This is a genomic window from Streptomyces ipomoeae 91-03 (assembly GCF_000317595.1).
In the GTDB taxonomy this organism is placed as follows: Bacteria; Actinomycetota; Actinomycetes; order Streptomycetales; family Streptomycetaceae; genus Streptomyces; species Streptomyces ipomoeae.
Genome location: NZ_AEJC01000543.1, coordinates 1 through 11,282, shown reverse-complemented (window position 1 = coordinate 11,282; position 11,282 = coordinate 1). Strand labels below are relative to the sequence as shown.

General features: G+C 69.1%; 11 protein-coding genes and 1 pseudogene. 7 read left to right on the top strand and 5 right to left on the bottom strand.

Annotated features, from left to right (window positions below):
* The 3 genes and pseudogenes from STRIP9103_RS35715 to STRIP9103_RS35705 all read right to left on the bottom strand — a co-directional run.
* Window positions 1-264 (bottom strand): annotated as a pseudogene (locus STRIP9103_RS35715) (3-phosphoshikimate 1-carboxyvinyltransferase); the annotation flags it as partial.
* Between the two features lie 96 nt (window positions 265-360).
* Complete coding sequence (locus tag STRIP9103_RS35710; protein WP_009330351.1) at window positions 361-558, bottom strand: CsbD family protein; 198 nt, start codon at window positions 556-558, stop codon at window positions 361-363.
* A 73-nt stretch (window positions 559-631) separates the two neighbouring features.
* Complete coding sequence (locus tag STRIP9103_RS35705; protein WP_009330357.1) at window positions 632-886, bottom strand: hypothetical protein; 255 nt, start codon at window positions 884-886, stop codon at window positions 632-634.
* A 104-nt stretch (window positions 887-990) separates the two neighbouring features.
* Here STRIP9103_RS35705 and STRIP9103_RS35700 point away from each other — a divergent pair, with 104 nt between their 5' ends.
* Window positions 991-2,415 carry a serine protease family protein gene (locus STRIP9103_RS35700; protein WP_009330364.1) on the top strand — a complete coding sequence of 475 codons (1,425 nt, stop codon included), beginning with the start codon at window positions 991-993 and terminating at the stop codon, window positions 2,413-2,415.
* Between the two features lie 26 nt (window positions 2,416-2,441).
* Here STRIP9103_RS35700 and STRIP9103_RS35695 read toward each other — a convergent pair whose 3' ends face one another.
* A complete protein-coding gene (locus tag STRIP9103_RS35695; RefSeq protein WP_048821581.1) occupies window positions 2,442-3,485 on the bottom strand; it encodes a LacI family DNA-binding transcriptional regulator in 1,044 nt (347 codons plus the stop codon).
* A gap of 306 nt (window positions 3,486-3,791) precedes the next feature.
* Between STRIP9103_RS35695 and STRIP9103_RS35690 the strand changes: the two genes are divergently transcribed.
* The 5 genes from STRIP9103_RS35690 to STRIP9103_RS35670 all read left to right on the top strand — a co-directional run bounded on the left by STRIP9103_RS35690 (window position 3,792) and on the right by STRIP9103_RS35670 (window position 8,685).
* Window positions 3,792-4,943, top strand: coding sequence for a Gfo/Idh/MocA family protein (locus tag STRIP9103_RS35690; protein WP_009330354.1), 1,152 nt, complete (start codon window positions 3,792-3,794; stop codon window positions 4,941-4,943).
* Window positions 4,940-6,094, top strand: coding sequence for a dihydrodipicolinate synthase family protein (locus tag STRIP9103_RS35685; protein WP_009330361.1), 1,155 nt, complete (start codon window positions 4,940-4,942; stop codon window positions 6,092-6,094). Before STRIP9103_RS35690 ends, STRIP9103_RS35685 begins: the two co-directional genes overlap by 4 nt.
* A complete protein-coding gene (locus STRIP9103_RS35680; RefSeq protein ID WP_009330358.1) occupies window positions 6,091-6,939 on the top strand; it encodes a sugar phosphate isomerase/epimerase family protein in 849 nt (282 codons plus the stop codon). The genes STRIP9103_RS35685 and STRIP9103_RS35680 overlap by 4 nt, the downstream gene beginning before the upstream one ends.
* 424 nt (window positions 6,940-7,363) lie before the next feature.
* Window positions 7,364-7,717: a caspase family protein gene (locus tag STRIP9103_RS35675; RefSeq protein WP_009330355.1), complete on the top strand. Its 354-nt coding sequence runs from the start codon at window positions 7,364-7,366 to the stop codon at window positions 7,715-7,717.
* On the top strand, window positions 7,705-8,685 hold the full coding sequence (locus tag STRIP9103_RS35670) for a site-specific integrase (RefSeq protein WP_048821579.1): 981 nt from the start codon (window positions 7,705-7,707) through the stop codon (window positions 8,683-8,685). The genes STRIP9103_RS35675 and STRIP9103_RS35670 overlap by 13 nt, the downstream gene beginning before the upstream one ends.
* A gap of 319 nt (window positions 8,686-9,004) precedes the next feature.
* On the opposite strand, the gene STRIP9103_RS35665 is transcribed toward STRIP9103_RS35670, so the two are convergent.
* Window positions 9,005-10,396 (bottom strand): hypothetical protein, encoded by a 1,392-nt coding sequence (locus tag STRIP9103_RS35665; RefSeq protein ID WP_009330365.1) that lies wholly within the window; start codon window positions 10,394-10,396, stop codon window positions 9,005-9,007.
* Between the two features lie 359 nt (window positions 10,397-10,755).
* Between STRIP9103_RS35665 and STRIP9103_RS35660 the strand changes: the two genes are divergently transcribed.
* A complete protein-coding gene (locus STRIP9103_RS35660) occupies window positions 10,756-11,178 on the top strand; it encodes a hypothetical protein (protein WP_234022388.1) in 423 nt (140 codons plus the stop codon).
* Window positions 11,179-11,282 lie beyond the last annotated feature (104 nt).

The window sequence follows — 11,282 nt, the reverse complement described above, 5'->3', positions numbered from 1 at the left end:
CATCACGATGCGGTGGTCGCTGTACGTCTTGATGTCCGTGGTGGAGGTCAGCGGTGCGCCGGGGCGGATCTCGATCCAGTAGGGGCCCGTGGCGACCTCCGCCCCCAGCCGCCGGAGGTTCTCCGCGCAGGCCTCCAGGCGGTCGCACTCCTTGACCCGGGTGTTGGCGACGTCCTCGATGCGGACGGGGCCGGAGGCGAAGGGGGCGATCGCGGCAAGGGTCGGCATGGTGTCGGAGATGTCACGCATGTTGACGGTGCCCCCTACGGCTCGACGAGCGCTCGGCACCGACGGGCCGGCACCCGAGGGTGCCGTCGCTCGGATGCCCTCACTCAGATGCCCTCACTCAGGCGTCGTCGCTCAGGTGCGGTCGCGCTTCGCCGAGCGTTTCGACTCCCGGGCGCGCTCCTGGACCTTGTCCTGCGCCTGCTTGGCCTCGCCGCGCGTCTGTTCGAGCTTTCCCTCGACCTGCTGCTCGCGGTCACCGGTGACCTTCCCGGTCATCTCCTTGGCCTTGCCCTTGAGCTTGTCCATGTTGCCCTTGCCCTTGGCAGCCATGGTTCCTCCTCGGGTGGGTGGGGTGTTACTCGGCCAACGTAAGCGGGAGCCGGTCACGGCGCGCGCTGGAGTGTCACGGTGCGTGAGGGCGGGTGGAGTCGTCGTCGCCGGAAGCCGGTGGCGACGGGGGCGGCGACAACGGTGCCGGTGACCGCGGCGGTTCGCCGTTGCCGCGCCAGGCGGCGTAGAGACCGGAGACGGCGACGGCGATCGTGGCCAGCGACTCGGGGGCGATGCCGCGCAGGACGAGCACGGTGCCGGTGTCGAGTACGGCGAGGAACACGACGAGATCCTGGAATCCCTTAAAACCCTTGGCGCGCTGAGGCATGGTGAAGTCCCCGTTCGTGGCGGATGGAGGATGAAGGATGGCGGCGCCCGAGAAGGCGTACGTCCACTGTCACTTGGGCGCGGGGTGCTGCGGGAGGCGCAGCGGTGCTGCCGGATGACTGGCAGCGGATACGGGAACGGGGGCGGCACCTGATGAGCGAGCTGAAACGGGTCGACGAGGACCTGCCCCCCGAAGTGCTCGCCCTGGCCCAGGCGTTGCGGGACCTCTTCCAGGGCCTCGGCATCTCGACCCGCCGCTACGCGGCCCGCCGCTCGTACGACTCCGGCACCGTCTCCCGCTATCTCAGCGGACGTCGCCTGCCCCCATGGGAGTTCGTGCTGAACCTCCTCCACGACGTCGCCGAGGAACGTGGCAACGTACCGACCGAGGAGACGATCGGCATGCTCCGCGCCCTGCACGATGCCGCGCTGCGGGCCGGCAACAGCCCCGTCCACAAGGTCCAGTTGCTCCAACGCCAACTGGCCGAGGCCGACCAGGAGGCGCGGCGGGCCGCCATGCGCGAACGCCTGCTGGAGGACGCGGTCCAGGACCGCGAACACCGCATCCGGGATCTCCAGATGCGGTACCGGGAGCTTCAGGCGGCGTCGGTGTCGTCGGCGGAGGAGGGGCTGGGGGACGCCACGTCGTCAGGCGGGTCGGCGGAGGAGCATGCCCGACTGCGCGCCGAGATCCACGATCTGCAGGAGGAGTTGGCCCGTGTCCGGGCTCTGCACCGACGGGCGGAGGAGCGGTGCGAGCAGTTGGAGCGGCAACTGGCGGACGCGGAGAGGACGGCTGAACGGGTGGGGGAAACGGCGCTGTTGCCGGAAGTGTTCGTGCCGGATGCTCGAAACGGGGACAGGGCAAGCAGCGGGGCGTCAGGGGTCTTCGGTCAGAGCACGACCGTCCACGGTGATCTCAACGTGTTCACCAGCGGCTGGCAAGTGGACGAGGAATACGTCGAATCCGTGACGGTCCAGATGATCAGAGGGGACACCAAGCATCGAGGTAACGGCCTTCTCGTCGACGCCGAGACGGTGGTCACGTTTGAGCATCTGCTCCCCCTGGGGGGTTGGAGAACGTCAAGCTTCAAGGCGGTGGTGCGGGGCGATGGGCGAATTGTGCGGGCTGCGTCGATCGAGAGGTACGCCGTCACCCATCGCAAGAAGCAGTACTACGTCGTGGCGCTGCGCCTGTGCGATCCGCTTCCTTTCCCGGCTCGGCCACTGACCGCCGACCAGCGCCCTACGCCCGGCAGTCAACTCCTGGTGAACGCCTACACGTGGGACGGACCCTACTCGTGCGTCTTGGAGGTCAACGGCCGCACGGGGGAGTGGCTGCGGGTGTCCGGTGAAATCAAAAGCGATCTCGACGGTGCTCCCGCGTTCTCCAGTACGGGCGGACTGGTCGGCCTGCTCTCGATCGGGGAACCCGGCTTGTTCGGGCCTCGTGACAGTGAAAGGGGCCGTGGCCACATCCTCCCCGTCTCAACCCTGCAAGCCCTGAAATCAGTCAACCTGAGCACTTAGTGAAGGCACTCCGCCGACCACCCGCCTCACCCCACCCGAGGCCCCCCACTCGACCCCCGGACCATCAACTCCCCCCGAACCGTGGCGATCCCCCCAGGCGGCGGCTCCTCCCGGCCCATGGCGATCCGCCCGGCCCGGGCCCCCGCCTCCGACAACGGCAACCGCACCGTCGTGAGCGAAGGCACCGCATCGATGCTGAACGGCAGATCGTCGAACCCGGCGACGGACACGTCGTCCGGGATCCGGAGCCCGGAGTCCCGCAGCGCCGCACACGCGCCCAGCGCGACCGTGTCGTTCGCGGCGACGACCGCCGTGAGCCCCGGATCCCGCCGCAGCAACTCCAGCGTGGCCTCGTACCCGGAGAGCCGGTCGTACCGTCCGTACACGGTCCGTCTCGGGTCGTCCTCGATGCCGGCGGCGGCCAGGGCCGCCCGATGTCCCTCCAGCCGATGCCGGGTGGTCGTACGTTCCTCCGGCCCGGCGATGTAGCCCAGCCGCCGATGCCCCAGCCCGATCAGATGCTCGGTGAGCTGCTGCCCGCCGCCCCGGTTGTCGAACGTGATCGCGATGGCCTCCGGCGCGGGCGGTCGCCCGCAGAGCACCACCCGTGTCCCGGCCTCCGTCAGCTTGCGCAGCTTGTTGCCGACGGCGGCGACATGCGCCGCGTCCTCGACGGCCCCACCGGTGAGGACGACGGCGGCGGCGCGCTGGCGCTGCAACAGCGTGAGGTAGGTCAGCTCGCGCTCCGGGGAGCCGCCGGTGTTGCAGACGACGGCGAGCCGTTCCCCACCCGCACGCCCGCCCGGCCCGCCGATCTCGGACTGGATGGCGCCGGCCATGATCCCGAAGAAGGGGTCGGCGATGTCGTTCACCAGGATGCCGACGAGATCGGAGGTGGCGGCGGCGAGCGCGCTGGCGGGGCCGTTGAGGACGTAGTCCAGCTCGTCCACGGCCTTGAGCACGCGCTCGCGCGTGGACGCGGCCACCGGATAGTTGCCGTTGAGTACCCGGGAGACGGTCGCGGGGGACACCTGCGCACGGGCCGCCACGTCCGCCAGGGTCACAGTCATCGTTTCTCGTCCTCCGGTGCGCGTCTCGTTCGAGTCGTCGGGGTCCGTCCACTGCCCGTCCGGGGGAACCATACGACCGCGATCACCGTTCGCCCCCTCGAACGGCCCAGTGTTCGCCCCCTCGAACAACTCGACGTCCCGGCGGTCTTGTCCAGACCGCTGCTCAGAGGCTAGCTTCTCATCAGATAGAAAGCGCTTGCTGTCACGCTCACCTCTCTCCCGAGTCTCCGGGCGTACGCGGCGCCGGACGCGTACGAACCAAAACGAACGAGCAGTTAAGCGATGAACCGAACGAAGGGGCCGATCGTGACACGCAAGACGGTAAGAATCGCCATGAACGGCGTGACCGGACGGATGGGCTACCGCCAGCACCTCGTCCGCTCGATACTCGCGATCCGCGAGCAGGGTGGTCTGGACCTGGGCGACGGCACGGTGCTGTGGCCGGAGCCGGTCCTCGTCGGCCGCCGTGAGCACGCGCTGAAGGCGATGGCCGAGCGGCACGGCCTGGAGCACTGGGCGATGGACGTGGACGCGGTCCTCGCCGACGACTCCGTGGACATCTACTTCGACGCCCAGGTCACCTCGGCCCGCGAGGAGGCGATCAAGAAGGCGGTCGCGGCGGGCAAGCACATCTACACGGAGAAGCCGACGGCGACGGGTCTTGAGGGCGCCCTGGAGCTGGCCCGGCTGGCGAACGCCGCCGGCATCAAGCACGGCGTCGTCCAGGACAAGCTCTTCCTCCCCGGTCTGCTCAAGCTGAAGCGCCTGATCGACGGCGGCTTCTTCGGCCGCATCCTCTCCATCCGCGGCGAGTTCGGCTACTGGGTCTTCGAGGGCGACTGGCAGGAGGCCCAGCGCCCCTCCTGGAACTACCGCGCCGAGGACGGCGGCGGCATCGTCGTCGACATGTTCCCGCACTGGGAGTACGTCCTGCACGAGCTGTTCGGCCGCGTGAAGTCCGTCCAGGCCCTCACCGCCACCCACATCCCGCAGCGCTGGGACGAGCAGGACAAGCCGTACGACGCCACGGCCGACGACGCCGCGTACGGCATCTTCGAGCTCGAAGGCGGCGCGATCGCCCAGATCAACTCCTCCTGGGCCGTCCGCGTCAACCGCGACGAGCTGGTGGAGTTCCAGGTCGACGGCACGGAGGGTTCGGCGGTGGCAGGCCTGAGGAACTGCCGTGTCCAGCACCGCAGCGCCACCCCCAAGCCGGTGTGGAACCCCGACATCCCCGCCACCTACTCCTTCCGTGACCAGTGGCAGGAAGTCCCCGACAACGCCGACTTCGACAACGGCTTCAAGGCCCAGTGGGAGCTGTTCCTCAGGCACGTCTACGCCGACGCCCCCTACCACTGGGACCTGCTGGCCGGCGCCCGCGGCGTCCAGCTCGCCGAACTGGGCCTGAAGTCCTCGGCCGAGGGCCGCCGTCTCGACGTACCGGAGATCCAGCTGTGACGATCCGACTCCCCGGCGCCGATGGGGTGTTGAAGACCTACACCCCTCGCAGCGAACCGCTGGCGCCGACGACCGGCGCCCCCTTCACCTCCCGTACGGTCTTCTCGGCGGCGCACGTCGTCGCCGACCCGTACGCCGATGTGTCCCCGGACTCCCCCGCCGCCGTCGACTGGGACGCGACCCTCGCCTTCCGCCGTCACCTGTGGTCCCACGGCCTGGGCGTCGCCGAGGCGATGGACACCGCGCAGCGCGGCATGGGCCTCGACTGGGCGGGCGCGGCGGAACTGATCCGCCGCAGCGCGGCCGAGGCGAAGTCGGTCGGCGGCCGTATCGCCTGCGGCGTGGGCACCGACCAGCTCACGGGCCCGGCCTCCCTGGAGGAGATCCGCAAGGCCTACGAGGAACAGCTGGCCGTGGTCGAGGAGTCGGGCGCCCAGGCGATCCTGATGGCGTCGCGCGCGCTGGCGGCGGCGGCCAAGGGCCCCGAGGACTACCTGGAGGTCTACGGACATCTCCTGAGGCAGGCCGCCGAACCGGTCGTGCTGCACTGGCTCGGCCCGATGTTCGACCCGGCGCTGGAGGGCTACTGGGGGTCGGCCGACCTCGACGCGGCGACCGATGTGTTCCTGGACGTCATCGCGGCCCACCCCGACAAGGTGGACGGCATCAAGGTCTCCCTGCTGGACGCCCAGCGAGAGATCGACATCCGCCGCCGCCTCCCGCAGGGCGTCCGCTGCTACACGGGCGACGACTTCAACTACCCCGAGCTGATCGCGGGCGACGAGAAGGGCTTCAGCCACGCGCTGCTGGGCATCTTCGACCCGCTGGGGCCCCTTGCGGCGGAGGCGGTACGCGTTCTGGACACGGGCGACGTGAAGGGCTTCCGGGAGCTGCTGGACCCGACCGTCGAACTCTCCCGCCACCTCTTCCAGACCCCCACCCGCTTCTACAAGACGGGCGTGGTGTTCCTGGCCTGGCTGGCCGGCCACCAGTCCCACTTCACGATGGTCGGCGGCCTGCAGTCGGCCCGCTCGCTCCCGCACTTCGCGAAGGCCTACGAACTGGCCGACGGTCTGGGCCTGTTCCCGGACCCGGCGCTGGCGGAGACCCGGATGAAGAACCTGCTGGCGCTGTACGGAGTGGCCCAATGAGCACGACGAATACCGCCGGAGACCTCTCCCGCTTCTCGATCAACCAGATGACGGTGAAGCAGCTGTCGATGCCCGAACTGGTCGCCCAGTGCGTCGAGTTGGGCATCCCGGGCGTAGGCCTGTGGCGCGAACCGGTGGCGGCGTACGGCCTGGACGCCACGGCCAAGCTGATCCGCGACGCGGGCCTGACGGTCACGACCCTCTGCCGGGGCGGCTTCTTCACGGCCATCGACCCGGCGGAACGGTCGGCGGCCCTGGAGGACAACCGTCGGGCGATCGACGAGGCGGCGACGCTCGGCACGGACACGCTGGTACTGGTGTCCGGCGGCCTCCCGGCGGGCTCGAAGGACCTGCACGGAGCGCGGGAACGGATCGCCGACGCCCTGTCCGAGTTGGGCCCGTACGCCTTTGAACGGGGCGTCCGTCTGGCCATCGAGCCGCTGCACCCCATGTTCGCGTCGGACCGCTGCGTGGTGTCCACCCTGGCCCAGGCCCTGGACATCGCGGAACGCTTCCCGGCGGAGCAGGTGGGCGTGACGGTCGACACGTACCACATCTGGTGGGACGACACGGCCCCCGCGCAGATCGCCCGCGCGGGTGCCTCGAGCCGCATCCACACCTTCCAACTCGCCGACTGGATCACCCCGTTGCCGGCGGGGGTCCTGAACGGCCGGGGCCAGATCGGCGACGGCGCGATCGACATGCGCGAGTGGAAGGGCTACGTCGAGGCCGCCGGCTACACCGGCCCCATCGAGGTCGAGTTGTTCAACGACGACCTGTGGGCCCGTGACGGCCGCGAGCTCCTGTCGGAGACGGCGGAGCGGTTCGTGGAACACGCGGCGTAGCTCGCGGGGGCGGTTCAGCGAGGCGGCCTGCCTCTTGGCTTCGCATGGAGCGGACAGGTGGGTCGCCTCATCCGGCCCGGAACCCATCGGCTTCAGAGCGCTGATTCCGACCTCTGTTCGGTTGCCGGGGCCTGGCCGGCGTCGGCTCCGGCGAACAGGGACGGGAGGTCTCCACCGTCCGCGGCGAACGATGTCCCCACCGGATGACTCCGGTGGGGACATCGCTGCGCCGGGGTCGGCCCCGATCCGCGCGCCGGGTTCCTGGATCCTTCATCAGTGTGACGGCGTCCTTGAGCGGTGCCCTCGGCCGCCCACTCCTGCACAATGGCGGGCGGAGCCCGAGGGGCGGTGCGGAGGTGCGGGGGATGGAACTCCGGGTCGGGGTCGTCGACGTCGGCGATGACGAGCAACCGCAGAGGCGGCCGTGAACTCGACGGTGCCGCCCCGGCTTTCGGACCCGTACGACTCCCGTGTGGTCCTCGTCGGTACGGCCCGTTACACCGACCCGGACCTGCCCGACCTTCCGGCCGTCGAGAACGACCTGACGTCCCTGCGCGCGGCGTTCACCGAAGGCCCCTGGGGGCTGCCGCCCGAGCGCTGCCGTGTCCTGCTCGACGAGGAGAACCCCCACGTCGTCGAGGAGGCCCTTCGTGAGGCGGCCGACGACGCGGGCGACACCGTGATCTTCTACTTCGCCGGACACGGCAGCGCGAGGACGAGTTTCCCGAATGGACTGACGCCGACTTTCGGCTCTCTGACGAGGACATGGAGGAGCTGAGTAAGCCCGACCTCGCGGACAACACTTTGTACAACCGCAAGCGGACCGTAGCGGCCTTCGTGACGTGGTGCGCGAAGGAGGGGCGAACGCCCTGGCCGTGCACCACCAAGACCTACACCGCCTACGGGCTCCACCTCATCCGACGAGGCAAGAAGGGGGAGTTCACCCCGGACACCGTCAGGCAGTACATGAGCCGAATCTACAACTGGCAGCCCGAGGAGCGGCGGCCGAACCCGGACCGGGTCCGCGGCAAGATCCGCGTGTGGCGCAAGGAGTGGAAAGCGGCCGGCGGGGAGGTACGCCGCTCGGCTGCGCTCACCATCCCCTACCTGCTCAAGTGCCTGGACCAGTGCGACGAGACCACACACATCGGTATCCGCGACGCCTTCGCGTACCACAACCTGCACCGCCGCAGTGAGCTAACCGACCTTCTTGAGACCCACATCCGGATCATGAACGCGGGGCTGCTGGTCACCACGGCCACGTCCAAGAAGGACAAGGACTCGCAGGGAGCGACCGAGTTCCTTGCCGACCGGCCTGATACACAGCTCGTCCGCCGTGCTCGGGCCTGGATGGACGTCCGTAAGAAGATCGGTGCGGACGGCCAGTACCGGCCGGTCTTCGTGGCCCTCACCCCCAAGGGCAACCTGGCCCCCCGGGACCTGGCCACGAAGCGCGGCGAGCACCTGAAGCCGGGCGCGCTCAACGATCGTGTGCAGCTGCTCGCGGACCGAGCCGGCATCCCCTACATCGCAGGGAAGAAGGTCACGGCCCACTACCTGCGCGCCGGTCCGAACACAGACCTGAAGGCCGCCGGCGTTTCCCTGGTGGAGCGCAACCGCCGCGGCCGGTGGGCTCCGGAGTCGCGCACCGCAGACACCGTGTACGACCGGCCCGAGGCGGACTTCCAGGACGACCCTCTGTCCAAAGTGCCTGTCGGCGGGCACAAGCCTCCTGCGGCGAGCTGAGGTTCACATCGGCGTTCGAGGAGCCCCCGGCCCCCCGAACGCCGGTCCTCTCACCGGGCGCCGTCGCGCAAGCCCGCAGTCAGCTCACCGGAGATCCGTGCACGGGCGTGTCCCCTCGGATTCCGCTGGTCTACTCACAGTGGGCGAGGACAAGGGAGCAACGGCCGTCGGCACGAACCGGCCCGATGTCCTCGGCTCCGCCCATGACCTGTCCAACTGGGTCGACGAGAACCCGATCAAGTAGCCGCCGATCGTCCCGTCGGCCTCATCAGCAGCGGTTGTTCACTCGGTCCGCGCGGCTGCGCCGCTCGCGGTCAACTCAGGCGTAAGCGAATTGCCAGGAGCGGGCCCGCTCGTCAAGCTCGGCCGCTGCCTTGACGCCGCGGCGTTCGAAGACGGCGAGCTGTCGGCGCATGCTTTTGACCTCGCTTGAGGCGCGCGCCGAGCGGACGCCACCGAACATGTCGAGTGCTTTGCCCCACGTATCGCATGCTGCTTCGAGATGTCCCTGTGCGGCCTGCTGCTCGCCCTGAGAGGCGAGGGTAAGTGCAGTGATTCGCTCGTTGCCGTTCTTCGGCCGTAGCCGCGCCGATGCGGCGTAGTGCTTCTCTGCGTTGGCGTGGTCGCCGAGCGCGCGGAATGTCTTGCCGGTGTGACTGCCGACAGTCGCGCGCGCCGAGCCCCAGAGCGCGGCCCAGTAGGGCAACTCAGCCTCGCTGCCGCGCATGATGAGGTCCTGCGCCTGGCGGATCTGGATCGCGGCCTCGGGTCCTCGGCGCACGGTGGCGAGTGCTCGGGCGCGGGTGACGGCGAAGAGTGCTTCGGTCGCCGGATCAACCCGGCCGCGAACGCGATCGAGTGCGGCTTCCGCAAGGTTGAGAGTGTGCTGGGGGCGCCGGATATCCATACCGTTGTGCGCCATGATTCGCAGTATCCACGCTTCCTGTAGCGAGTCGCCGGCGCTGCGGGTAAGCGCGAGTGCTTGCAGGTAGTAACGCTGCGCAAGGCCGTGTTCGCTTGCGTCGTATGACTTCCATCCGCACAGGTAGGCCACGCAGGCGGCGAGCATCAGCGCTTCGTGCTTCTCAGCCTCGGTGGCGAAGGAGGAGGCGACGAGCTCAGCAACGTCGGATCGTAGGTACTGCACGACGGCGCTCCGGCCGTGCTGCCCTCCGTGCCGCTCGTCGACGCGGACAAACATGTCAACCATGTCTCTGACGGCTTCCAGTTCGGCACGGCCGGCGCGCTTCGAGCGCTGCACCATAGCGGCGCGCTGCTCGTACTCGATCGCTTGCTCGACGCCGAGCGGCAGCGCCGCGGCGGCCACGCTATACGCGGCATTCGTCAGAAATTTGCGGCGGTAGATGTCCGCCTCCCCAATGCGCCGTAGAGTGTCCATTGGATCGGGTCCCAGGCCCAATCCCAGCTCGGCGCCTGGGGCCCCTTCCGATGTCTCGACGCTGAAGCCGAGGTCGGTCGGAGCCACGTGGCGGCCGAGCCGGCGAGAGATCGCCTCAGCAATGTACGCGGCCGTTCGAGGCTCCGGATCTCCGCCCCTCACCCAGCTCCCAACCGCGCTCTTATTCGTCTTGAGGACATCGCCAGCTTCTGCTGCGACCGCGCGCACGTCGACGGCAAGCTGTTCATACGTCAAGCGCGCTTCGGTCAGTACTTCTTTGAGCGCGTCGTTGCGCGCACGAGATTGATTCACTGTCAGGGCACCCTTCCCAGCAGGGCGTTATACGCGTTATACGCATCGGCGTGCGTTGGCACTACACACCGCAGCCTATTCCCCGTTGTACTCGACGTATCACTGAACGCGAGATAGCCGCTGGGGGCACCGCCGTCATGTCGAATGAAGATTCGAATCCGAGGGGTGAGCTCGTTCTCGTCCCTGCCGCGTCCGGGATGCTCGTACACGCCTGGGAGGACCGTGATGCCGCGGTCCGATCCTTCCTCCTGGCTGCCGCCTTCGAGCCAGGGAAAGCCCCAGAGCAGTGGGCCGGGAAAGGGCTGGCGCTTCTTCGGTGCGGTGGTCTCCTCGGTGCGGTTCGCATCTCGACCGGCCTGGTGCGCGCGGCTGCCGGAACGGACAACCCTCGGGAGATCGACGCCTTCCTCGCGGAGGCGTTGCCCGGCGGACCTGTGTTCGTTGACCGGCACGCCCAGTGGTACTACGTCCTCGTGCCGGCGGGCACCGGGCGGCGTGTGGAGTGGGCGACCAGATCGCGCCACGGCTTGGGGGCGGAGTTCCTTGGGATGGGCTCCTACCTCGGTGTGCCACGGCCCGAGGCCACCGATCCGGAAGGCGAGCGCTCGTACTGGTGCGTCCCGATGGACCGCCCTGGTGCCCTCGCCGACCCTGACGCGGTGTCGCGGTTCCTGGCGCTCGCCCGGCGCCGGCACGCGCAGGCGAAGAACGAAGCCGAATCTCACGAGAACGACCCGCCGCATACGCCGGGCACCCCATGGACCGGCGTCGGCCGCGCGTAGCTCCCCCATCGCGGCGCGCGGTCGGCGCCCTCCAACTCCCCGCCCCGTCACCGCGAGAGAGACATGTCCGCACTCCTCTTCTCAAGGGACAACCCGGTCCCCCT

Coding starts and splice junctions, on each gene's coding strand:
- STRIP9103_RS35710 (WP_009330351.1), bottom strand. CDS start 558: ATGGCTGCCAAGGGCAAGGGCAACATGGACAAGCTCAAGGGCAAGGCC.
- STRIP9103_RS35705 (WP_009330357.1), bottom strand. CDS start 886: ATGCCTCAGCGCGCCAAGGGTTTTAAGGGATTCCAGGATCTCGTCGTG.
- STRIP9103_RS35695 (WP_048821581.1), bottom strand. CDS start 3,485: ATGACTGTGACCCTGGCGGACGTGGCGGCCCGTGCGCAGGTGTCCCCC.
- STRIP9103_RS35680 (WP_009330358.1), top strand. CDS start 6,091: ATGAGCACGACGAATACCGCCGGAGACCTCTCCCGCTTCTCGATCAAC.
- STRIP9103_RS35670 (WP_048821579.1), top strand. CDS start 7,705: ATGGAGGAGCTGAGTAAGCCCGACCTCGCGGACAACACTTTGTACAAC.